General features: G+C 67.5%; 25 protein-coding genes. 13 read left to right on the top strand and 12 right to left on the bottom strand.

The features are described 5' to 3' along the window. Nucleotides 1-137 precede the first annotated feature (137 nt). Together IPG68_12450 and IPG68_12445 are read right to left on the bottom strand one after the other, a co-directional pair. On the bottom strand, nt 138-935 hold the full coding sequence (locus IPG68_12450; protein ID MBK6764021.1) for an ATP-binding protein: 798 nt from the start codon (nt 933-935) through the stop codon (nt 138-140). Continuing rightward, entirely contained in the window at nt 932-1,510 is a 579-nt protein-coding gene (locus IPG68_12445) for a hypothetical protein (protein ID MBK6764020.1), read from the bottom strand. Before IPG68_12445 ends, IPG68_12450 begins: the two co-directional genes overlap by 4 nt. A gap of 23 nt (nt 1,511-1,533) precedes the next feature. Between IPG68_12445 and IPG68_12440 the strand changes: the two genes are divergently transcribed. The 5 genes from IPG68_12440 (at nt 1,534) to IPG68_12420 (ending at nt 4,785) form a co-directional block, all read left to right on the top strand. Further along, a complete protein-coding gene (locus tag IPG68_12440) occupies nt 1,534-1,788 on the top strand; it encodes a hypothetical protein (GenBank protein MBK6764019.1) in 255 nt (84 codons plus the stop codon). Nucleotides 1,789-2,020: 232 nt separating this feature from the next. Further along, nucleotides 2,021-2,395 carry a hypothetical protein gene (locus tag IPG68_12435; protein MBK6764018.1) on the top strand — a complete coding sequence of 125 codons (375 nt, stop codon included), beginning with the start codon at nt 2,021-2,023 and terminating at the stop codon, nt 2,393-2,395. Nucleotides 2,396-2,466: 71 nt separating this feature from the next. Continuing rightward, the gene (locus tag IPG68_12430; GenBank protein MBK6764017.1) at nt 2,467-3,075 is read left to right on the top strand and encodes a hypothetical protein; all 609 of its coding nucleotides are present in this window, start codon (nt 2,467-2,469) and stop codon (nt 3,073-3,075) included. Nucleotides 3,076-3,118: 43 nt separating this feature from the next. Beyond that, complete coding sequence (locus tag IPG68_12425; protein MBK6764016.1) at nt 3,119-3,691, top strand: RES family NAD+ phosphorylase; 573 nt, start codon at nt 3,119-3,121, stop codon at nt 3,689-3,691. 536 nt (nt 3,692-4,227) lie between these two features. Beyond that, nucleotides 4,228-4,785 carry a transposase gene (locus tag IPG68_12420; GenBank protein ID MBK6764015.1) on the top strand — a complete coding sequence of 186 codons (558 nt, stop codon included), beginning with the start codon at nt 4,228-4,230 and terminating at the stop codon, nt 4,783-4,785. 285 nt (nt 4,786-5,070) lie between these two features. Here the strand turns inward: IPG68_12420 and IPG68_12415 are convergent, their stop codons facing one another. Then, nucleotides 5,071-5,664 carry a PIN domain-containing protein gene (locus tag IPG68_12415; protein ID MBK6764014.1) on the bottom strand — a complete coding sequence of 198 codons (594 nt, stop codon included), beginning with the start codon at nt 5,662-5,664 and terminating at the stop codon, nt 5,071-5,073. Continuing rightward, complete coding sequence (locus tag IPG68_12410) at nt 5,661-5,972, bottom strand: AbrB/MazE/SpoVT family DNA-binding domain-containing protein (GenBank protein MBK6764013.1); 312 nt, start codon at nt 5,970-5,972, stop codon at nt 5,661-5,663. Before IPG68_12410 ends, IPG68_12415 begins: the two co-directional genes overlap by 4 nt. A 176-nt stretch (nt 5,973-6,148) precedes the next feature. Between IPG68_12410 and IPG68_12405 the strand changes: the two genes are divergently transcribed. Next, nucleotides 6,149-7,633, top strand: coding sequence for a plasmid pRiA4b ORF-3 family protein (locus IPG68_12405; protein MBK6764012.1), 1,485 nt, complete (start codon nt 6,149-6,151; stop codon nt 7,631-7,633). Between the two features lie 23 nt (nt 7,634-7,656). Here IPG68_12405 and IPG68_12400 read toward each other — a convergent pair whose 3' ends face one another. From IPG68_12400 to IPG68_12390, 3 genes are all read right to left on the bottom strand, one after another. Then, on the bottom strand, nt 7,657-8,019 hold the full coding sequence (locus tag IPG68_12400; protein MBK6764011.1) for a Fic family protein: 363 nt from the start codon (nt 8,017-8,019) through the stop codon (nt 7,657-7,659). After that, nucleotides 8,016-8,219, bottom strand: a complete 204-nt coding sequence (locus tag IPG68_12395; GenBank protein MBK6764010.1) for a ribbon-helix-helix protein, CopG family — start codon at nt 8,217-8,219, stop codon at nt 8,016-8,018. Before IPG68_12395 ends, IPG68_12400 begins: the two co-directional genes overlap by 4 nt. Before the next feature lie 144 nt (nt 8,220-8,363). Next, complete coding sequence (locus tag IPG68_12390) at nt 8,364-8,990, bottom strand: hypothetical protein (protein MBK6764009.1); 627 nt, start codon at nt 8,988-8,990, stop codon at nt 8,364-8,366. Between the two features lie 297 nt (nt 8,991-9,287). Here IPG68_12390 and IPG68_12385 point away from each other — a divergent pair, with 297 nt between their 5' ends. Continuing rightward, nucleotides 9,288-11,036 (top strand): FG-GAP repeat protein, encoded by a 1,749-nt coding sequence (locus IPG68_12385; GenBank protein ID MBK6764008.1) that lies wholly within the window; start codon nt 9,288-9,290, stop codon nt 11,034-11,036. A 467-nt stretch (nt 11,037-11,503) separates the two neighbouring features. Here IPG68_12385 and IPG68_12380 read toward each other — a convergent pair whose 3' ends face one another. Further along, a complete protein-coding gene (locus IPG68_12380) occupies nt 11,504-12,007 on the bottom strand; it encodes a hypothetical protein (protein MBK6764007.1) in 504 nt (167 codons plus the stop codon). Nucleotides 12,008-12,746: 739 nt separating this feature from the next. Between IPG68_12380 and IPG68_12375 the strand changes: the two genes are divergently transcribed. From IPG68_12375 to IPG68_12355, 5 genes are all read left to right on the top strand, one after another. Further along, on the top strand, nt 12,747-13,184 hold the full coding sequence (locus tag IPG68_12375) for a hypothetical protein (GenBank protein ID MBK6764006.1): 438 nt from the start codon (nt 12,747-12,749) through the stop codon (nt 13,182-13,184). Nucleotides 13,185-13,268: 84 nt separating this feature from the next. Next, complete coding sequence (locus tag IPG68_12370; protein MBK6764005.1) at nt 13,269-13,793, top strand: hypothetical protein; 525 nt, start codon at nt 13,269-13,271, stop codon at nt 13,791-13,793. A 316-nt stretch (nt 13,794-14,109) separates the two neighbouring features. Next, nucleotides 14,110-14,469, top strand: coding sequence for a hypothetical protein (locus tag IPG68_12365; protein MBK6764004.1), 360 nt, complete (start codon nt 14,110-14,112; stop codon nt 14,467-14,469). A gap of 4 nt (nt 14,470-14,473) precedes the next feature. Beyond that, a complete protein-coding gene (locus tag IPG68_12360) occupies nt 14,474-15,430 on the top strand; it encodes a hypothetical protein (GenBank protein ID MBK6764003.1) in 957 nt (318 codons plus the stop codon). 559 nt (nt 15,431-15,989) lie between these two features. Then, nucleotides 15,990-17,984, top strand: a complete 1,995-nt coding sequence (locus tag IPG68_12355; GenBank protein MBK6764002.1) for a CHAP domain-containing protein — start codon at nt 15,990-15,992, stop codon at nt 17,982-17,984. Between the two features lie 338 nt (nt 17,985-18,322). Here the strand turns inward: IPG68_12355 and IPG68_12350 are convergent, their stop codons facing one another. Further along, the gene (locus IPG68_12350; protein MBK6764001.1) at nt 18,323-19,573 is read right to left on the bottom strand and encodes a hypothetical protein; all 1,251 of its coding nucleotides are present in this window, start codon (nt 19,571-19,573) and stop codon (nt 18,323-18,325) included. Nucleotides 19,574-19,764: 191 nt separating this feature from the next. Here IPG68_12350 and IPG68_12345 point away from each other — a divergent pair, with 191 nt between their 5' ends. Further along, a complete protein-coding gene (locus tag IPG68_12345; protein ID MBK6764000.1) occupies nt 19,765-20,022 on the top strand; it encodes a hypothetical protein in 258 nt (85 codons plus the stop codon). Nucleotides 20,023-20,567: 545 nt separating this feature from the next. Here the strand turns inward: IPG68_12345 and IPG68_12340 are convergent. The 3 genes from IPG68_12340 to IPG68_12330 all read right to left on the bottom strand — a co-directional run bounded on the left by IPG68_12340 (nt 20,568) and on the right by IPG68_12330 (nt 22,234). Continuing rightward, nucleotides 20,568-21,632 (bottom strand): hypothetical protein, encoded by a 1,065-nt coding sequence (locus IPG68_12340; GenBank protein MBK6763999.1) that lies wholly within the window; start codon nt 21,630-21,632, stop codon nt 20,568-20,570. Between the two features lie 84 nt (nt 21,633-21,716). Next, entirely contained in the window at nt 21,717-21,977 is a 261-nt protein-coding gene (locus IPG68_12335; GenBank protein MBK6763998.1) for a Txe/YoeB family addiction module toxin, read from the bottom strand. Continuing rightward, nucleotides 21,974-22,234 (bottom strand): type II toxin-antitoxin system prevent-host-death family antitoxin, encoded by a 261-nt coding sequence (locus IPG68_12330; protein ID MBK6763997.1) that lies wholly within the window; start codon nt 22,232-22,234, stop codon nt 21,974-21,976. Before IPG68_12330 ends, IPG68_12335 begins: the two co-directional genes overlap by 4 nt. Between the last annotated feature and the right edge of the window lie 417 nt (nt 22,235-22,651).

The raw sequence follows: 22,651 nt of genomic DNA, 5'->3' as shown, positions 1-22,651 counted from the left end.
GGGTTCGTATCGGCCGGTGTGTCGAGGGACGTTGGTCTCTGCCCGGTGGCGGACATGAAACCCGCCCGGTGGCGGTCACGAGTTTTGCCCGGTGATGGCCATGGGTTCTGCACGGAGTGTGGCCACCACGGTCGGGGCTATGGCAGGGGCCTCACCCCTTTGCCTGCGAGGGCTTGGGTGAGCCGGACGCTGTCGCCGCTGGTTTGGCAGACGTGGGCGTGGTGCAGCAGCCGGTCGACGGTGGCGGTGGCCAGCGTTTTGGGCATGAGCTCGTCGAACCCGGAGGGGTGCAGGTTCGACGACAGGGCGATCGAGCGTTTCTCGTAGGCGGCGTCGACCAGGCGGTAGAGGCCTTCGGCGGCGTCGGTGGCCACCGGAAGCAGCCCGATATCGTCAACGATGACCAGTTCGGCTTTCAGCAGCCGGGTGATGGCTTTGGCGACGGTGTCGTCGGCGCGGTGCCGGCGTAGCAGCACCCCGAGGTCTTCCAGGCGTAGCCAGGCCACGTGCAACCCGGCTTCGACGGCTTGCTGGCCCAAGGCTTCGAGCAGGAACGTCTTGCCGGTGCCCGACGGCCCGCAGACGACCAGGTTCTCCCGGCGGTGCACCCATTCCAGGGTGCGCAGCGCCTGCTGGGTCGGCTTGGGGATCGAGGAGGCGTCGGGGTTCCAGGCGTCGAAGGTTTTACCGGTGGGGAACCAGGCCGCGGCCCGGCGGGTGGCCAGCGCGGAACGTTCCCGGCCGGTCACTTCCTCGGCCAGCAGCACCCGCAGCACCTCGGCCGGGTCCCAGCGTTGGGCCTTCGCCGTGGCCAGTACCTCGGGGGCAGCTTCGCGCATGTGAGGTAGCCGCATCCGCCGCAGCAGTTCGGTGAGTTCTGCGGGCAGGGCCGGGGCCGGGCCGGCGCCGATCTCGGGGGTCGTGGTGGTGATCATCGTGAGTTCTCCTCACGGGACTGGCCGAGCGCGGCCCAGGCGGTGGTGCCCTGGGTCAGGCTGGCCTGCTCACCTGCCTGGCGTGTCCCGCCCGCGGGCCGGGTGGCGCGGTGGTCCAGGATCGAGGCCAGATCGGTTTCGGCGAACCGGCCGTGCACCGCGGCGTGTCCGAGCGCGGCGTCGACCTCGCCGGCACCGAACAGCCCGGCCAGTTCCACCGCCTGGGCCATCTTGATCCGGATCCGGGCAGTGCCGGCCTCGGCCGCTTCGGTCAACCACAGACCCGCGCCGGGTCCGATCGCCAGGAACGCCAACTCCCCGGTGGTACGCGGGCGCGGCGTGCGCTCCAGCGCGCCCTCGGGCGCGGGCGGGAAATGCCCGTCGTCGACCCGGGGGCTGCCCGGCGCGGCCCGTAGATGCCGTGCCACCTCGACTGGGCCGCGGTCACCGAGGTGGGTGATCACGACCTGCTCACCGTCCCCAGCCCCATGCACCCGCACCCATACCGTTTGGCCGAGCAGTTGGTGGGGCACCGAGTACTGCCCGGACTCGAAACTGACCATCGGGGTGTTCACCGGCACCCGCCTGGTGGTGCCGTATGCCTAACCTCTTCGGCGAGCACGGGATGCCGAACTACAACTCGGTGGTCGCCACGTTCTGCCACGCACTGGCGGCCGGGCAGACCCCCACGGTTGTCGCCGACAAGCCGCTGCCACTGGTCCACGTGGGCCTGATCGCCGCCCTGCTCCTGGATCAGGCACTCTCCCCCACTCCTGGACAGATCGAGGTTGCCGGCCGGCAGACCATGCTCAGCGAGGTCGCCGAGCGGCTGACGACCATCGCCGCTGAGTAACGGACCAGGCCGCTGCCGGACCTGTCGGATGCCTCCACGAAAAAAATCTTCAACACCTACCGCTCGGCGACCTTCCCCACGCACTTCCCGATCCACCCGAAGCCGTCCGCAGCCGCGAGGGCCTCGTTGAGGCCGCCAAAGGCGCGGGCGGACAGACCCAGGTCTTCTACTCCACGAAACCCCGGCTTCACCCGCGGCCAGCACTGGCACCGACACAAGGTGGAGCGGTTCCTTGTCCTCTCCGGGCAGGGCGAGATCCGCCTGCGCATTCTTCGGTCCAGGCCTTCCGCCGGGTACATCCATCGCCCTGCTCCTGCTGGTCCCCTGGGAACAGACGAATGCCCCGATCGAGTTGGACCTGCAGTTGCTGACGCAGGACGGTCATGCGGTGAGGGACTCCGAAGGCGCCGCTGTCCGGGCACAGGCTCGAACGGAGGTCGGGAGGCCCGCCGGGATCGAACCGGGGATCCCCATCGACCTTCCGATCGCCTTCAACGTGGGCGGCCTGGGGTTGCCGGCGGGTCGCTATACCTGGCGGTTGAGCGTCAACGGCGCGACCCATGAGGCATGGCAACTGAGCTTCAGTGTGATCAACGCCGCCACGTAGCTGCGTATCCACAGAGACTTCCCTACATTTCCGCTTCAGAACTATGCTGTAGGAAACGTAGGGAGTCCGTCATGAGCGTCGCCGAGCAACGGCTCGAAGGGCTGCTGCGCGACCTGGAGGAACTCTCCCCCGATCAGGTCGCGCGGTTGTTCCGGCAGCTGCTCCAGCCGTCCCAAGCCGACTTCGCCCAGGCGTTGCGGGTCTTCATGCTCGCCGCATTGACCACTGCCAGTGAGGTCGAGCGCTTGGCTGGTGAGCCCTGGGAAGTGCGCACCGAATCGGATCGGCTGCTGCGCGACCAGCGGATCAAAGCCGAGGCGCACGCCGCGGTGCTGGACCAGGACTTCCTCGACTCCTCTGCCGTTGGCGTCGCGCTTGGGGCCAGTGGGGTGAACAAGCGAGAGGCCGCCAGCGACCTTCGCCGGGCCGGCGCTCTGCTTGGCGTTCCGGTGCGCAACAGGTATCTCTACCCGAGCTTCCAGGTCGATGCGGCCCGAGCCCAGGTGTACCCGGTGGTGGCGCAGGTGAATCGGCTGCTCGGGGCCGCCGACGATCCGTGGGGCGTCGCCTCGTGGTGGATCAGCGATCACCCGCGCCTCGACGGTGCCAGGCCTCGGGATCTCGTCGGCGGGGAGCGGCAGGACGATCTCGTCACCTTGGCCTCAAGCGACGATGGCTGACCTTCCTCAACCGCCGCACCGAAGACCTCGCGGCGGACCGATTGTGGAAGTCCTGCCTGCGGGAACCAGCGCCTTCCGGATCCACACAGCCGAGCGCGACCCCGTCGCTTTGAACCACACCTCGCGGCCCAGCCGGATCAGCGGCGGGCGCTTCGACTCCGACGACGGAAGCTACGGCTACATCAACGTGGGTGACTCACCATCGACTGCGATCGCGGAGACCTTGTGCCGCGACCTGCCACTCACGGGCCAGGCGCGACTGGTGCCGTGGACTCAGGTCGCACGCCGCGTGCTGACCCGCTTGACCGTGGTCCGCGACGTCAGCGTTCTGAGTCTGCACGGCCCAGCCCTGACGCAGGTGGGTGCGCCGCTGGCCCTGACCAAGTGCGGCGCCGGGGAGTATGAGACGACCCGCGCGTGGGCGAGGGCTCTGCGGCGATGGGTCCCGGAGGCCGAGGGCTTCGCCTACCGGCCCCGACACGACGAGGACGGCCTCACGTGGGTGTTGTTCGTCGAGGCCCTCGAGGTTGCGGACGAGCCCGTGCCGCTGATCGAGCCCGAGGCGCTGCGGGTTGTGCGCGATGTGCTCCACGCGCACAACGCGACGTTCGAGTAGGACTGGTGTGGGCATCATCAGCCCCCGCCCCGGCCGCGGACCTGATGGCGCGGGGCGGGGATGTTGGGTAGCCAGAGGCAACCCAGGCTGTCGCATTTGTCGGCGTGGCGGCGGGCTATTTGGGGTGTTCGAGAAAATTGGGCGTGGCGGGTTCGTATGGCCGGTGAGCCGGATCAGCAGTTATTGCGTGGTGGGCAGGGGTCTTTGGCGTGGTTTGTGGCGCGGTGTGGTGTGGGGGGGCGTGGTTGTTGAAAGGCTTTCGGGGGTGGGGGTTCCGGGCGGCATTAAGGGTCGGGGGTCCCGGGGGGGGAGAGGGTGGGGTAACCGGTCGGACGGGGGGGGGGTGTCCGGGGTGGCCGGGCGTTGGGGTGGCGGGGCCCAGCGCGCTGCCGTGCCGGGTTCGCATGCCCCGAGGCGTCCGCAAACACCGCGTCGTGGCCGCGGTCGGCCGCGGTGGCCGCCGGGCAGTGAGGCCCGGTCGGCTGCCCGGTCTGCCCGGCGTGGAACGTGGACTCCGGCAACCACGGGATCGGCTGATGACTGCCGGTAATGGCGGATCGGTGCAGGCGTACAACGTGCAGTTGGCCGTCAGCGATGATCATGTGATCATCGCCTGCCAGGCCCATCAGAGCGCATCAGATCAGGACAGTTTCGAGCCGATGGTGACCGCCGTGGTGGACGCCGCGCAGGCGCTGGAGGACCTCGACGGTGGCCATCGGCAGACCAGTGTGGGTCTGCTGCTGGCCGACGCCGGGTACCTCAGCGAGCACAACCTGACCCTGCCCGGCCCGAACCGGTTGATTGCCACCGGCAAGAGCCGCGATCTGCATCAGGAAACGCCGTGCGATGATCCTGCCCCATCTGTGGCCAGGCCGATTGACCAGATGCGCCACGCCTTCGCCGATCCCGACACCCAACAGCGGTACAAGCGCCGCGGTGCGACCGTGGAACCAGTCAACGCTCACCTCAAACACGGAGTCGGCCTGCAACGCTTCAGTCGTCGAGGCGTCTCCTCGGTCACCGCAGAACTCAACCTGGCGGCCGCCGTGGTCAACCTGCAACGCCTCTACCACCGGGGCCGGGCCACCAGCTAGCCCGGCCCGCCGGGACCAATCCCAAGCCAGACCGGTCAACCGTCCAATCTCGGCCCACAACAAAACGCGACAGCCTCCCAGTTGACGGTGGTTACCCAAGATCGCGGCGGCGCGGCGCCGGCGCACCACCTCGCAGCGACCCGGCGGCGCGATGCTCGACTGCGGATCGGTAACGGTCATGGAACACCCACCCGGCACGCGCCGCCAGACCCACACGAAGTCAGTCAAGTTCAAGAAGAAGTTCGCCTACAGCATCGCGCAGCCGGCCATCGCCTGTGCCGAGCACTACAGCGGACCTGACGGGGCCTGCCAGAGATCGCACGGCCCGGTTTGAAGGCGGTCTTCAACGGCTACACGACCACCGATGATGTGATCCTGACGTTCAGCGCACCGGTCACTGGGACTTCGAGGCCAACCTACGCAGCCCACCAGCCTCATGTGCACGACCACCGCTGGCGTGTGCCCATCCTCCGCGAATTGGGACCAGTAGCGATCCCCGGTCAGCACCTTCACACCCAGGCGCTCCACGACAGCAAGGATCAGTGCGTCTCCCAGAGACAGGGTGAGCTGGTCGCCGGATCCTGGGTGCCGCCCGGGGTTCCCCCGGGAGACCTCGAGCAAGTGGGCTGCGCGGACCATGTCCGTCTCCTGCGGCGGTTCGACATACACCCCCACCGCCGACAAGGTGGTGGCGATCTGCTCAGGGCTGCTGACGTTGCCCGCCCGACGTGCGGCCACGATGCACTCGGTCAACGCAGGTCCGGGCAGAACCGGTTGTGCACCCGGCGCGTTGAGCAGGGCGTCGACCGCCTCCCACCTACCTGACTCCTGCAGGATCCACGCGACCATCGCGGAGGAGTCGAGGGCGAACCGAGTCACTCAGACAGACCCATCTCGCGCAGCAGGCGCTCTGGTTCCTTCGATGTGCCCGGCCCGGCCTGGCCGTCTGCGGAACGCTGCGCCACCGTTTGGTCCTCGCGGCGCAGTTCCCGCACCACCTCGGCGCTGTCCACGGCGTCACCTCCGGTGTTGTTCGCCCAGAGGGCCTCAGCCAGCACCCGCGGACTGACGATCTCCACTGTGCCATCCGCGCGCAGCAGGAACCGGAGGTTATCCCCAGGGCCCACGCCGAGGTGGCGCCGGATCGGCGCCGGGATGACGACCCGGCCTTCCGGGCCAAGCCTCATGTCAATCACTGAACTATCTGTCACTAGTTCACAATATGTCAGATTTCTGCAAGGCGGGATTCGGACGTGCCGGCATCGGGGTTTGAGCCGGCCGCGCTGGATCGCCCCCACTTGTCCTCGGGCGGGCCGCACTCCGGTCCACGTCGGCCCGCGTGGCGGCTGGTTCACTGGTGCCCATGACCGAGTTGCCGCCGCTACCGGACGATCCGGCGAGCCTCAAGGCATGGGCCGAGGCCTTGGGCCGCGACGATCTCATGGCGCTGGCCCAGCACATCACCAGCGGTGACCTCGCAGCGTTCGCGGCTCGGGCGAATCCTGAGATCGATCTCCCGCCGCCACCCGACTCCCCGAGCCTGCTCACCGTGACCATCGAGTTGCAGGAATCCCAGCCGAGGATCTGGCGGCGCCTGACGCTGCCCGGTGATCTCACACTCGATGCCGTCCACACCCTGTTCCAGGCGGCGATGGGTTGGACGGACTCACACCTGCACCGCTTCTCCCCCGGCGCCGACGACGGGCACGACCAGGCGTACTTCATCACCGAGTTCGATGAGCAGGAAGGCGAGGAAGGCATCCGCGAGGACACCGTGCGCCTGGACCAGGTGCTGTGCGCGCCGGGGGATCAAATGACCTACCTGTACGACTTCGGCGACGGCTGGGAGCACCGGGTCACGCTGGAGTCGACGGGGCCGTTGACGCCGGAGAACCGGCAGCCGAGCTGTGTCGCTGGTGAGCGGGCCTGCCCGCCGGAGGACGTCGGCGGGATCTGGAGTCACCACGAGGTCGCCGCATGGCTTCGGGCCGGAGCCCAGGCCGACGACCTGCCCGACCAGTTCCAGGACGTCGAGCACGCCCATGGCTGGCTCCCCGAGGGCTACCACCCCGACGCGTTCGACGCCGAGGAGGCGACCGAAGCCATGCGCGTGTGGGCCGCCGGGGAGCACCTGCCCTGGCACGGCCTGCCCGATCCGCTCGTGGATCTACTCACGTCAATGCGTGGCTGGGGTGTGGTGAGCACATGGCTGGACGCGCTGGGTCCGCGCCAGCCGCAGGGCCTGGACGACGAGGATGCGCAACGGGCGGCACGGCCATGGCGGTCTGTGCTGGAGGCCGTCGGCCCCGGCGTGAAACTGACCACGGCTGGCTACTTGCCGCCGGCCACTGTCGAGCAGATCGCCCAGGCCAGCGGGGTGAGCGACTGGTGGATCGGCAAGGCGAACCGGGAGGATCTCACCCCGCCGGTCGCCGCCATGCGGGAGACCGCCCAGGCAGTGGGCCTGTTGCGTAAGTCCAAAGGAATGCTCACCCCTACGGCCCGAGCCCGCAACGCGGCGGGCGATGCCCGGGAACTCGTCGGGGCGGTCCTTGCGCGACTGCCGCTGGGCAAGGGGTTCGAGGCCGAGGCCGGCTGGTTCGCCCTGCTCGGGTGCGCGGTGGGGATCTCGGGCACCGCGCTGGAAGCAGGCGTGGCCCAGATCCTGACCGACCGCGGCTGGCGTACAAAGGGCAGGCCCACCGTGAGCCCCGGCCAAGCGCGGATCGGCGCAGAGGCGACACTGGCGGCGCTGAGGGCCATGGCCGGCTACCCGAACCACGACCCCCGCCTCTTCCAGAGACTGGCCCGCGCCGGACTGTTCGGGTTGACCGAGGACCACGACTGACGCAAGTCGTCGATCCGGCCCCCCTAGTCCGCACGCAGGAACGCGGCGATCTGCCCGAGGTCGTCGAGTTCACCTGCAGCAACGGCCATCACAAGGTTGTACGCCTGGTCGTTGCTCAGTTTCAGTGGCTCACCATTGACGCCCAGGAACGCGATCACTGCGGCAAGCGCCAAGCGCTTGTTGCCATCCACGAGCGCGTGATTGCCGACCACGGAATGCAACAAGGCCGCGGCCTTCGTGTGCAAGTCGGGATATGCGTCGGCCCCGAAGGCGATGGTGGAAGTGCGGGACACGGCCGCCTGAAGCAGCCCGATGTCGCGGACGAGCACGTCTTCGAGAACGCGATCGGCGATGTACAGCAGATCGTCGAGGTCGAGGTAGATCACTCTCCCAGCCGCCGCAAGGCTTCGGCGTAGCGCGGAAGACCCTCGTCGAGCACCCGGTCCAGCAGTTCGCGACGTGAGGTGCGCTCGATGTAGTCGCGCACCGCCTGTCTGGCGATGTCCTGCATCGAGCGGCCTTCCAACTGAGCGCGCTCCCGAAGAGCTTGAGTCTCCTCTTCATCGAGCCGCAGGGTCATCGCCATGGCCGCATGATACCACTGTTGATACCACAACGAGGCGCACCCGGGTTGAGGTGCCACATTCTCACCGAAATGCGGCGCGTTGACCGGCTCGCCACGACTGGGACGGTCGGACGAAGACCCCCGCCCAGGTACCCGCGGGACCCCTCAGCCGAACAGCAGCGTCATCGTGATCGGCGCGTAGGACGCCTGCGTGTTGCCCATGACCATGAGAATCAGCACGAAGCACGCGCATGCCGAGGCCGATCCCAGCAGCACCCGGCCGGCGACGCGATGACCGGCTCGGGACCGGGTGAAGACGCTGCGCCAAACCGCGACACTGGCGGCGACGAAGACCAGCAACAGGACGCCTGCGATGACCGCCTTCGGTTCCTGCCACGCCAGGCGCGCGTCGACCGCGTCTTGGATGACCGGCGGCACGTCCGCGCTGCCAGAACGCATCCACCTGGTCAGTGCTTTCGTGAGCTCACCCGTCGCGGCCGGCTTGAGATCCCCGGGGGATCCGATCGCGCCCGCGAGGCCCTGGCGCGGGTTCAGCACGTTGCTGAGGTTTCCGGCCACGACGACGGCCAGCAGCAGGCCCACCACTGAACTCGCGGCGGCGAACGCCAGGTGCGAGCGGCGCTCGACACCCTTCGTCGCCCGCCGGGCGCGGACCCACGAGAACACGGCGAACCCCAGCACCGCCAGCGTGAAGAACCCGCCCACGACGACGAGGGCCAGGTGGTAGGCGACGTAGTCCTGCAGCAGACGTTCGTATGCGGGGTTCGACATCAGCCCACCTCCACCAGTTCGCGCGCGGGGGCATACAGCCGCTCGACGGCGTCGGCGTTGAAGCCCTTGATCATGAGCCAGAAGCCTAGCCCGATCTCCGAGGCCGCAATCAGCAGCGCCTAGAGAGAGTCCCGGCCGCCGCGACCAACAGCAGGGGCGCTTCGACGAGCCCCATGACGGGAAGGACCGCGGAAACAGAGCGTTTGTTCCGGCGACCGACGTTGTAACCATGATCAACAACACCCCTCGGGGCGTACTCTGGGAGTGAACCCGCATGCCCGCTGGGGGGTGGTCATCATGCGAGAGTTCCTGGCCTGTGGTGCCGCTGTCAGCCTTGCCGCCGGGTTGTTCCTGACCGGACCCGCCGGCGCGGACGTGGTGAATGTGCAGGACGCGGCGGGGGTGAGACTCGACGGGCCCAGCAAGGGGTCCCAACTGGGGATGGCGGTCGACTCCGCCGGGGACTTCGACGGCGACGGCTACGACGACATCGTTGTGGGATCGCTGGCGGTACCGTCTGCCGGATCCGCCTACATCGTGTTCGGCGGGCCCTCCTTGAAGACGGGCATCGTGGGAACCACTCGGACCATCCAGATCACCGGCGAGGCGCCGAATGACCAACTCGGGGTGGGTGTGGCCGGGGTGGGTGACGTCAACAAGGACGGGCTGGACGACGTGCTGATCGGTGCGAACATGGCCAGCGCCGCCTACCTCGTGCTGGGGGACAGCACCCCCGCCGACATCGATCTGACGCAGCCCGCGACGGGCTGGGTGAAGTTCAGCGGAGGGGCCGGGGAGGACACAGGCTACGCGGTCGCCGGGGTCGGCGATGTCAACCAAGACGGCTATCCCGACATGGCGATGGGATCCGTCGGGGCTGCCGGCCTGCAGGGCATCGTGTACGTCGTCTTCGGACGGGCGACCCCGACGGAGCTGGATCTCACCGTGATGAACGTCTCCCAGGGCGTGCCCATCGTGGGCGAGAATGCACGGGACTTCGCCGGGGCGGCCGTCGCGGGAATCGGTGATGTGAACGGCGACGGCATCCCCGACATCGGGGTGGGGGCGTCCAACGCTCCGGGTGGCGCGCAGAACGGGCGTGCCTACGTGATCTACGGCAAGGCGGGCTTCACGGGGCTGAGTCTCGTTGCGATGACGGCTGCCCAGGGGTTCCGCATCGACAACGACACCCCGGCCTCCTTCACCGGGGCTGCCATGGCGGGGCTCGGTGACATGAACAAGGACGGCTTCGACGACTTCGCCGTCGGATCGCCCGGATACGCAACGCTCGGGGACACCGCGACGATCCTGTTCGGCCGCTCCACGTCCGGCGACATCGACTTGCCCGTTGCGAGCGACCGGGGCGTCACCTTCAGCGGCACACCAACGAGCTACGGCGTGGGGCGGGCCCTGGCCGGCGCCGGGGACTTCGACACCGACGGGTATCCGGACGCGCTGATCGGCGCGCCGACCATCTCCGACACCGAGGATCTCGCGGCCCTAGTGCGCGGCAGTACGTCGATGACCGGCGGGCCCGTGGCTGACCTGCCGGACGGGTTCCGGCAACCCGCCAGCGAAGCCTTCGGGGCGGCGGTGGCCGGGCTGGGCGACGTCAACGGTGACGGCGGCGTCGACATCGCCGTCGACGCGTACTCGGCGGACCGCAACGGAGACAACTCCGGCTCGGTGTACGTCTTCTACGGCAAGGTCCCGGCGAAGCCGCCAGTCGAGCCGACACCGACGCCGAGTCCGAGTCCGACCGTCTCGCTGAAGCCCGCGGCCTCGCTGAAAGTCACGGCGCGCCCGGCGAAGGAGGCGATCCCCCGCAACGGCCGGGCGGTCCTGGTGCGCAAGGTGGTCGTGGGACCCGGGCAGCGTGCCCGGATCGCGGTCAAGGCCGCCAAGAAGGTGCGCGTGGTCAAGACCGCGACCACTGTGAAGGTCCGGACCAAGCACGCGCCGAAGGGCAAGGTGCGGGTGCGGATCACGGCCAAGGGCCCGGGCGTCACGGACACGGTGTGGGTGCGCCGGTGGAAGGTTCGGTAGGGGCGGCGATGTCCGGTAACGAGGGTCAACTCAGTTGACCGTGGTTACCCAAGTTCACGCCAGGGAGCCCGGGGCGGCGGCACGCCTTGTTCCGGAACCGGGCGCAGCCCGGCGTCATGGACGGGTCGGCCCAGATGGTCCTGGAAGTTCGTCTGGAAGGCATCGTGCACGGCTGGTCGTCGCCACGAAGCCAGCAGCAGGGCGTCCCTTCAAGGGCATCCGGTACTTCTTTGTGCCGAGTCAGGACCGTTACCGCGCCGTGAAGTTCTCATCCGCGCGCTACGGTCCTGTTGGCTTCCTCGCATGGGCGTTCTCCTCGGGCAAGCGCGGCGATTCGTGCTTCAACGGTCGGAAGCTGACCGACAACTACTACGGGAAGGTCGTTCGTACCGACCGCTCCCACCGTGCCGTCTACTCAGTCGACGATCTTCTCCTGAGACAGCCCACGAACACCCCACCTACCTGGTTCAAGAAAGCGAGCGCGGCAACAACACGACAGCACCGGCTTCTGTGGTTTCGGCTTCGCCTGGCCCAGTTGGTGATCCGTCGTAGGTGGCTACTGGCAGAACTTGGCGTAGTTGGCTTTCCACCGTTTGAGCGACCCCCCACGGCCAGTCGGGGAGGCTGACGCCCAAGTCGCTGTGGCGGTTGGCGAAAGCCCGTGCTTGCGCCCTCGACGTGACCTGCAAGTCGACGAAGTGAGTGCGCGAACCCCTACCCGAAACCTGCCTGGTCTCCTTGGTCGGCGGGTAACACTCGAAGCCGCCCACCAGGCCCCGGACGGTGTCGCCGCGCCGGCGCATCCAGCCGATTGAACTGATTCCGTTGGCTTGTGCCGGCGACATCTTGAACCGGATCTTGTTGCGCTTCACCTGCATCACGGCGACGGCGCAGTCGTACACGCAGGAATCGCTGGTGGTCATGTAGACCGTGCGGGTGTCCGCCGAGGCGGGTGCCGCGAGGATGACCACTGCTGACGACGCTGCGATCGCCCCCGCGAGCCGCCCCCTGTGGCTTGTGCCTTCACCTGACATGTGACCGTTCCTCCCCCGCTGTCGTTGATCGGTTGGCCCTGGCACAGCGTAACCCCCTGGGATTGTGAGGTAACGCCGTCGACACGGCCGGGGTGGACCCGCGCGCCAGCAGTGCCAACTATCCTGAGGCCGTGGGTCACGGGGTATCGAGACAGGCGTTCCGCCCAGCCGCATCGGCCGCAGTCCTCCTGGCAGCGGTTGCGGTGTTGCCATCGCCAGAGGCAGTCGCCACCGTTCACCGTGACATTGCCAGCATCGCGGTGGCCGGTGACGAGCGCGTGGGAATCCGGTTGCACGGGAACGTCGTACTCGCCTTCTCCCGCGATCGCTACGAGGGCGAGTGCCACGTGGGCCACAAGGCAAGCGCACACATGGTCAAGTTCAGTTACCACAGGTCCGGTAGCGGGGAGCGTATCCGTTTCCGGATGCCGATGCGTCACGTCAATGGCGAGTGGATTCCCCGGAGGGCAGTCTCCGGCGAGACTATGACACCTGCCCGCGCCCGGCGCTCCGATCTACGCCAACTCGATCGGTGCCTGCGGTGGATGCGTCCGGCGAACTCGCCGCTGCGCAACCTGAAACCCCTACTCAAGTAGACGCCGGTTCCGGCGCATCCAGACACCGTGCGTCAGTACGCTTGTCACACGACTGAACTCAACTAAACGGGGGGCATCTGATGCTGCGCCTGGGCTGTGCTGTCGCGACCACGACAGTGGGCCTTTCCTTGCTCGGCGGCACGCCTGCCCTCGCCCTGTCGGAGCCCTCACCCGCAGTGGCTCAGCAGATGTGGAAGTTGGCGCCGAGCATCCCTGTCCACCCGACTGGTGACCTGCCTTGTCATCGGGTACCGGAGGCCCTGGGGGTGTGGAAGTTCACCGCACGGGGGCGGCAGTGGGGCGTCCTCAACTGGACCGCAACGGCATGTTCAAACGGGCTCGATCTGGTGGCGCGGCGCAAGGAATCCAGGCACTGGACCAGGATCACGGGTTTCGGCTACCTGCCGATCACCCCCTGCAACGTGTTCCGGACGCCGAAGGCTGAGATCGACGTCCCCAAGCGCGTGGTCAAGAGGGTCAACGCCCTGTTCGGCCCGTGCGGGCAAGTGGACATGTAGGTCCCTTCCGGCGGGATGCACTGAAGACCCGAAGCGCGTGGGACCTGTCGAGGTTCCGATAAGGTCGGTTTCGAGGGGGATTCCATGCGACGCACACTCACCATGCTGGCTTTCGCCGCGTTCACGACGCTTGGGACGGTACCGGCCACCGCCGGCGGCACGACGACCATCGCGATCAGCATCGATTGCCCGGGCTGCACAGTCAGTGCGATCAACGCCCAGGCGTACTACCGCTCCGACGGTCGCGACGACCCGTTCTACCGCTCGGCGAAGGTTCGCAAAGGGCGAGTGGCGCTGAAGGTACCCACGAGGAAGACCCGAGGGATGGCCTTCGAGGTCTTGGACATGACGTACGGCCGCCCGACCGTGGTCCTCAAGCGAGTAGGGAATCGGGGGTCGTGGTGCTGGGCCGGCACGAGCGCCAGTAACGTCACCCTGGGGATATCCACGAAGCGCTGGGTTAACGCGTCGGTTCCTGAGGCTGCTCCCGAGCACTACCAGATGGCAGCCTGGGCGAATCCGCCGATGAAGACCTACCACGATGGGCGGAACATGCACCGCCTGCGCAACGGCGGCCTCTCGAATCAGAACCACCCCGGGTGCCGGTAGCGGACAAAGCGCATCTGTTCTGACGTACTGGCGGTCAGGTTGGCGACCAACTCGGCTGATCCGGGTTTGCCTCAGAGGGGCGTGATCGTCAGAAGCGTTGATCCTCTTCTGATCCCGCGGTATACGCTCGGACCATGATCAACGGGGGATCTCGCCGTCTGCTTCTCGTGACTGTGGCTGCCGCTGCGGCGCTTGGCATCACATCCTCATCTGCCCTGGCTGGCAGCACTGAGATCGCCGTCCGCGTGGCTGACTGCGAGGGCTGCAGGGTGAGCGCCGCGGTGGCAGTGGCCAGTCGGGTGCCCGGGGCGCGTCGGTGTGGATCAAGCCCGTCGGTGGCACCTACCAGATGCTGCGATTGTGGCGCTCGGGGGCGCAACTGCGCCTCTACCGCGATGAAGGCAATTACCCCGGCGACGGGACGTACTGCTCGTGGGGCACGTTGCGCGGCAAGACCTTCACCGGCAAGGAGCAGCGCCTGGCACCCGACCCCGTCGCGGCGCGCTACACGATCCGCAGGAACGGCGGCAGACTCAAGGTGCTCGGCTTGACCGGGTCCCGGGCGGAGGACGGCGTTGCCTGGCGGCGCGGCAGCGTGCAGAAGTACTTCCAGCTGGTGCCCGACGCGGCCGGTAACACCGGCAAGTGGTGCCGCACCTTCACGCCGGTGGGGTGAGGCGATGCGACGCGTACTGATCCTTTTCCTGACCTTCGCGCTGGCCGGCGTCGTCACCCCCGTCGCCGCTGCGACCGGCAGCACCAGGGTCGATTACTGGTTGGACCGCGATCCCGGGCCGTGGACCGGCGGCATGGTCGTCATCCGCAGGGGCGGGAAGTACTGGGCCTACGCCAAGTTTTTCGAAGGGCGCGTCTGCCTGTCGGGTCGCCGGAACGGTTCGACCGTGCAGATGAAGGGCACGTTCGAGCAGTTCGAGCGCGAGCCGGTCAGCGTGCGATGGCGGCTGCGCAAGGGAATGCCCAAGGTCGCGTACACGCTGGGCACTGCCGGTGAGTGGCGGCGGGTGAACCGGGCCGATTTCGTCACCGGGACGACAACCGGCACCCGTCTCGTCGACACCGCCCGGATCACCACACCCGCCCGGTGGCGCTCAGCGTGTGCATGGACCGGCTCCCTGACCGGGGCAGTCCCGCGAGGCAAAACCTACTTGAAGACAACGACCCCACCTGGCACCGAGCTGCGCGTCCTATTCGTACGGCGAGGCCAAACGGTCCGTTACGCGTGGATTCCCAGCGCCGGCCACCCCAACTGCTTCCGCGGCGCCTATCGCGATGGTCAACTAGTCGGTCACAGAGTGACCGACCACCCCACGGGAGCGATCTGGTCCCAAGAGCCGATACCGCTACGTGTTGGCCGACGCACCTGGACGCTCGGCGGTCAGCGCTACCGCGAGATCCGGCGGTCCGCCAAGTACGCGGCGATCGACCGTCGGGCTCTCAGAAAGACACTACGTCGCTGCAACTCCATCGCCTGGCCGGTCCCGGCGACATTGCCGTCGCCGTCACCCGACACACCGACGCCAGCCCCGGCGCCGACCGCGCCCGTCCCCCGACCCCGACTCCACCACCGCCACCTTCTGCCAGCATTGTGGGAAACCCGTGCTCCACGGCTGAGGTAGCCCCCAACTGCGCACCTGCGTGTTTCGGCTGCGGCCAACAACTCCAGCGACGAAACTGGGCACGTTCGGATACGGACAGGCCATGACCGCTCGCTGCTGGACGACAGGGCAGACCATCACAGACGGCAACAACAGCGACCCGAGCGACGATAGCCGGACGTTCACGTCCAATCTGTGGTTCGGCATCGATTGGAACGGCGGTCATGCCTATGTCGCGGCAACGTGGACCACGAAGTCAACGAGTCACCTCGGGCTACCGGCCTGCTGACGACGAAGTCCATCGGCCGGTGGCACTCGACCCACACCAGGTTGTCAGTGCTGACAGCACGTCGAGTTCCAGCCACTTCTCAACCGGGGACCGAGGCCCAGTCGGTGGGGAATGGGTGGGTACCGCGTTTTCAGATTTCGGCATCGGCAGTGGCCGTCGGCGCAGAACGCGGCCATGTGAGGCCTTGATGGCCGTGCGGTGCGCAAGAGAGAAGCACCTTGATCATCTAGGTGTAGGGTCGAACCGAGCATCCACCTCATGGATTCGATGCTGAAAGATCGGGGGAATCTCATGACGAAGTCTTCGCGGTGGTGGGTCTGGATCGTGGCAGTGAGCCTGGTGAGCAGTTTCTTGACTGCCTTGCCCGCGGTTGTCAGGGCGCCGTCAGCGGCGGCGGTGGGCGGCTACGACAACGCCTCGATCGCCGACACCGCTCTGCGCTACATCGGACGCTGGGGTGCCGCGGCCTGTGTGGACGCAGGCAGGTCGGGGGCCACCGGAGGAACCCCGCTCGGCGACGGCTACAACGATGACGGCCAATGCAAGGCCTTCGTGAACTGCATCGTGTGGATGGCCTCGGGCCACACGCAGTGGCCTGCCGGAGGCTACTCCTCGGCGTTCCTCGCCGCCGGCGCCCAGGAAGTCTCAATGGGTGCAGCCACCAAGGGCGACATCATCCAATGGGACCCCGTGGGCGACAAGCTGCACACCGCCATCGTGGTGGAGAACCGAGGAGGCGCAACCTTCCGGGTCGTGGACTCCAACTGGGGGTACACCCGCAAGGTCAACGACCACGTGATGAACGTCAACATGGCCGGGTACGCCGCCCCCCGCTTCTTCCGCATGGGTACCGTGCGCTCGGGACCGATCTCCGACGGAACCTTCGTCTCCCACGGCGGGCACGTCTATCGCATCGCGGGCGGGGCTCCGATCTGGGTCTCGGACTGGTCTCGAGTAGGTGGCCCCCAGCCCACGCGGGCACTCAGCGACGCCGAGTTCGCCTCTCTGCGCAACCAGCCTGTTGACGGCACCTTCATCAGTTCCCCACCACCGCCCGCGGGCCGAGGTGAGGTCTACCGCGTGACCGGTGGGGCGCCCATTTACGTGACATACAACTGGTGGAAAACCATGAATCCGGCACCGCCGGTGATCCAGGTCGACCAGTACGCGATCGACTCCGCCGGTCAGGGCGGTCTGCTGAACCATCTCAACTTCCGGCCGGCGGACGGCACCTTCATCAGTTCCCCGCCGCCACCCGCGGGCCGGGGTGAGGTCTATCGCGTGACCGGTGGGGCGCCGATCTACGTCTCCTTCAACTGGTGGAAGACCATGAACCCCGCCCCACCGGTCACCACCGTCGCCCAGGAAGCCATCGACCAAGCCGGACAATCCGGGGCCTGGTCACACCTGAGTCACAAGCCGGCGGACGGCACCTTTTATCAGTTCTCCGCCGCCGCCACCCGCGGCCGGGGTGAGGTCTACCGCGTGACCGGTGGGGCGCCGATCTACGTCTCCTTCAACTGGTGGAACACCATGAACCCCGCCCCACCGGTCACCACCGTCGCCCAGGAAGCCATCGACCAAGCCGGACAATCCGGGGCCTGGTCACACCTGCACTACCGGCCTGCGGAAGGAACGTACATCACTTCCCCGCCGCCGCCCGCGGGTCGCGGCGAGGTGTACCGCATCGCGGGAGGCGCCCCCCTGTACGTGTCATTGGCCTGGTGGAAGACCCTCAAGCCCACCCCGAGTCCGGTCACTGTTTCGCAAGAGGCCATCGATCAGGCGAACCAGTCTGACGCGTGGTCGCATATGCGCTACTACCCTGCTGACGACACACTGCTGTCCGCAGACGGGGACTCCTATCTCATCAATTCGGCAATGCCCAACCGGATCACACCTGCCAAGGGAGGCCTGCCAATCGATCCCGCGGTCATCGTCAATGCCGGCAAGCCAGGCGTGTGGTCCCACCTGAAAGCCCCGGTTGCCAGTCCCGGAACCGCCCCATCAAACCCGCCCACGGTGACTCCTCGCCGCACGATCTCGGGGATTCGAGTCAAACTCAAGTCGAAGCGCAGGGCACTTCTCATGTGGAAGCGGATTGACGGCGCGCAACGTTATGGGGTGGACCTGCTGCACGGGCACCATCGACTCGCGACGAGCACCCCCCGCCCTCGAATTGTTCTCAAGGTGAAGCCCGGCGTTCGCTACAGGGCGATCATTTCGGTGGTCAAGGGCTCGACGGACGTGCAGGCGACGAAGTACCGGTTCCGGGTGAAGCGGTGACGCGAAGGCCCGTTGCCGAGGAGCACCCCGGGTCGACCTCATGCGCTCGCAGAGGATGCGCCAGCAACGGGCGACGTTTGGCGAGGCTCTCGCACTGCGGCTCCTGAGGGGCCGCTGGGCTGGACCCGGGAACGGACCGCGGATCGGCAGGGGCTAGATCCCAAAGGCCCGGGTGTCACGGACACCGTGCGGGTGCGCCGGCGGAAGGTTCGGTAGGGGCTGGGCCGGGGCGGTGATGTTGGGTAACGAGGTGCAACCCAGTTGACCGTGGTTACCCAAGTTCATCCCAGCGAGCCCGGGGCGGCGGGTGCCTCAGGGAACCGTGCTGCAGCCCGGTGTCATGGACGGGTCGGCCCAGATGGTCTGGAAGTTCGTCTGGAAGGCATCGTGCACGGCTGGTCGTCGATCAGCAGGAACGTCTCGTCGTTGCGCCACAGGGCGTTGTCGGTCAGGTTGTGGCTGCCCATCCACACCAGGTGCTGGGCGTCCCCTCCGCCTGTCACGGTCAGGTACTTGCCGTGGATACCCACCGCCGTATCCGACGGTTCGTCCCCGATCCGCACCTCGACCGAGCCGGCCACCAGCGAGTCGCACAACGCTCGGCTGATGTTGTCAGGGCGCGAGATCACCCGGACGCCGCAGCCGGCTTGAACCATCTGGTTGAGCCGGTCGCGCACCTGCGTGCGGACGAAGTGGGTGGCCATGACATCCACGGTCGGGGCGGCGCTGCAGTCGATGGTGCCCAGCGTCTGTGCAACCGTGTCGGTGCCGTCGGTGCGGGGGAAGTAGAAGGGCGTGAGTCCCCCGTGGTCCGCGGGCGGGCGCACGGCGTGGTAATCGTTGCCGGGGACAGTCCGCCGTGATGCCAGGTCGTCGAAGTAGGCCCGGAAGCTGTCGTACACACCGGAGTTGTCACTGCTGACCACCGCTGCGTTCCACGTGGCGTCCCCGGACCCTCCGGTCCGCATGTTGCTCGTTGTCTCGAAGACGACATCGTCGAGGTCGCCGGTGGCGGACATCAGCACGAACTTGTTGTGCTGGATGCTGTCGTCCTCTTTGGAGATGCAGGCCTGGTCGCACTGCATCGCGAACGAGGCGGCGTTGGTATCCCCGCCCAGTTCGTCCAGGAGGCGCTGGAAGGTGGCGTCCATGGCCTGGTTGGTGGACGCCGCTTGCCGGTCGCCGCTGTCGAGGACCACCCGCACGGCCGCGCCCCGGTCGTGTGCGTCGATGAGCGCGTCCACCACCGGATAGGTGGGAGTGATGATGAAGAACGCTGCCTCGACCTGCGCCCCGGACGGAACCTGACTGAGCAGTCCCACCAGTTCGTTGCGGATCGTCGGGTCGGGCTGGCCGGGCTGCGGGTAGGTGAAGACGGAGTGGACCGAGGGTGCGCTGGTGGTGGTTTCCGTGAGGGTGGCCGGCCCGCTGGTGTTGCCGGTCGTGTCGCGGGTGAAGACCGCGTAGGAGTAGGTGGTGTCGGGGTCCAGGCCGGTGTCGGTGAGGCCGGTCGGGGTGCCCAGCGCCACCCCGGTGCCGTCGGACGGTCCGACCGGCGCGGTGGCACCCTTCGCCCGGCGCACGATCACCGCGGCCAGGTCCGGGTCGGTGGGGTTGGTCCACGACAGGCTGATGCTGTCCGGGGTGCGGTCGGTTGCTGCAAGGGCGCTGACCTGGCCGGGGCGTGGTGTCCGGTGGGCTGGTGGTGGTTGCCGTGAGCGTGGCCGGCCCGCTGGTGTTGCCGGTCGTGTCGCGGGTGAAGACCGCGTACGAGTAGGTGGTGTCGGGGTCCAGGCCGGTGTCGGTGGCCCCGGTCTGCGTGCCCAACGCCACCCCGGTGCCGTCGGACGTCCCGGCCGGCGCGGTGGCACCCTTCGCCCGGCGCACGATCACCGCGGCCAGATCCGCATCGGGCGGGTTGGTCCAGAACAGGCTGATGCTGTCCGGGGTGCGGTCGGTTGCTGTCAGGGCGCTGACCTGGCCGGGCGCGGTGGTGTCCGGAGCTGTGATTGTCGTCGGGATGGCCGTCCACACGTAGGCAGCGGCGACCTTCGCGGTCCTTCCGGGCCTCACCCGCACCCGCCGTTTCGAGGGCTGTCCGATCGCTGAGCCGGCTGGCGCGGAGACCCGGGGGGTGACCACCCGGTAGACGCCCGGGATGAGCCTGCGCAGGGTGCGGGTACGTTTGACCGTCTTGCGGTACTGGCGCGGACCGATCACGCGGACTGCGGGCCGCACCCCGGTCGGCAGGCCGGTGATCCGCACGCGCAACGTGCCCTTGACCGGCTTTTTGGCGGGGGTCGCGAGCCGGGGAGCTGTCCGGCTGGGGCCGGGGGGCTGCGCGGCGGCTGGGGCCCAAGTGGGCAGAACGGTCGCGGCTGCCACGACGCCCACGGCCAGGAACCGATGCACAGTCACAACCCCAGACTCGAATCCCCGCCTTGATCCCGTGGAAGCATAGCCGGGCACCTCCCCACGCGGACTCAAGGATGCGCACATTCGGGTGGCTTGGCTCCGACTGGTGCGGCGGGTAACGAGGTGCAACCCGGTTGACCGTGGTTACCCAACTTCGGTCGGCGGCGGCTAGCGGCGCACCCTGATGGTCTGGGCGGCGCCGGCACCCACGGCGTTGGTGGCACGAGCCCGGACCTTCGTCACCTTGGGCAGTTTCTTGCGCTTGTAGCTCTTCCACGTGTTCGCCGTGGACTTCCACGCACCCCACTTCGAGCCCTTGCGCATCCGGACCTGATAGCCCGTGGCACCGCCGATCGCCGCCCAGTACACCACCACCGTCTTCTTCGTCTTGCGGTACGCCAGGCCGGTCATGGGTGCGGGCGCCGTGGGGGCGGGAGCGGGTCCAGCCTGGATGGCAGAGGCAGGCGAGATGGAGAAGCGGTAGGCGCCTCCGTCACAGTCACTGCGGACCCTCAGGTAGTGGAGCTGCCAAGAGGTCGGCGTGTGCGCGATGGTGTCGAAGGTGTTGTCCGCGTAGTACCGGTAGGTGATCTGATCCCGTTCCTGGTCGTAGAGCGCAATCGACCCGTCGCAGCTATCCCCCGAGGTGGCGGTGACGTTGAAGGCGGCACTCGCGTAGAAGTAGAACCAGTCCTCGTCGTTGGAGGTCTCCCCGGCACCGACGTAAACGACATCGGCCGACAACGGCCCTTGCGCTTGGTCCGCGTTCTCGTTCGGCTCCCCGGTCTTCACGGTGTTGTTGGGCATCGGAGAACCACCCAATAGAGCCGCGGCCGGCGACACGTCGACCCGATAGGAACCGATGCAGGAGCCTCGCATGCGCAGGAAGTACCTGGTCGTGCCGATACCCGTCGTGTAGTTGATCGTCGACGGCTTGGTCTGCGACCCGTACCTGTAGGTGATCTGGTCCCCGGCGCTGTCGTACAAGGCGAGGCTGTGGTCACTTCCGCACGTCGAGGTCTGCAGGGTGATGGCCAACTGAGATTGGCTGGCCGCGTAAATCATGTACCAGTCGTAGTCGTTGTTGGACGCGATGTTCCCAGTGATCGTCGGAGTGGTCACCGGACCGGTCGCCTGCCAGATCCAGTTATCCGGCTCCGGCTCGGCCGACGCGGGTGCCGCACCGAGAACGCTGGCGACCAAGGCCATCGTGAGAATGAATACCTTGCGCATGAAATCCCCCTTCTTGCCGCTCCAGAGCCTAACGCGCGGCGGCCGCGGGGGGAGCCGATTCGGCAGAAGAGTTGATCTTGTTCGCTATTTCCCATAGTGGTAGCTGCAGGCGGCGACCCGAACCTCGTCCCCAGCCAGTTTGTAGACCAGCCGGTGCTGATCATCGATGCGACGGGACCAGTAGCCGGCGGAGTCGTGCTTGAGCGGTTCGGGTTTGCCCAGGCCCTCATTTCCGTGACGGAGGATGCCCTGGATGAGCGCGTTGATGCGCCTGAGCGTCCTGCGGTCCTGGGCTTGCCACCACAAGTAGTCCTCCCAGGCGTTTTCGTCCCAGACCAACCTCACCCTTCGTCATCCAGAAGCGCATGCTCCGCGCCTGCCCCGGCCTCCAATCGCTGCATCGCATCGAGCAGTCGGCGGGCATTGGCTGGTGAACGCAGCAGGTAGGCGGTTTCGCGCAGGGACTCGAAGTCGGCCAGCGAGACGATCACGACCGGCTCGTGACCGGCGCGGGTGATGACGACCTCTTCGCGGTCGTTGACCACGGAATCCAGGACTTCCGCGTAGCGCTTCCGCGATTCCGTGTAACTCATCGTCTTCATGCTCGAACCTCCCTGTACAGAAAACTGTACGGGCCGTCTCAGGCAGCGTCAACCCGCCGATCCGACGTGGTGAATATCCCGCAACTGAGTCGACAGGTGTTTGCACAAAGACACGCAGCCCGGCGGCGCCAGGCGGTCTCGCGCTTGAGGTCGGCGTCCGATCCCGAACGCGCAGCGGTCGCGCGGTGGGGTCGATTCCGCAGAAGATCTGATCTTGTTATGGTCCCTCGGGATACGCTCGGACCATGATCAACGGGGGATCTCGCCGACTGCTTCTCGTGACTGTGACGGCCGCCGGGGCACTCGGCGTCGCAGGCGCACCCGCCCTGGCTGACAGCACCGACCTGGCCATCCGCGTGGCGGACTGCAACGGCTGCAAGGTGACCGCCGTGCACAGCGTGCACCCGGGTGGGACGC

It is taken from the genome of Micrococcales bacterium, from assembly GCA_016703125.1.
Lineage (GTDB): Bacteria > Actinomycetota > Actinomycetes > S36-B12 > UBA10799 > JADKAV01.
Note: the sequence above shows the minus strand (reverse complement) of the source record. Positions and strands in the feature narration are given on the sequence as shown.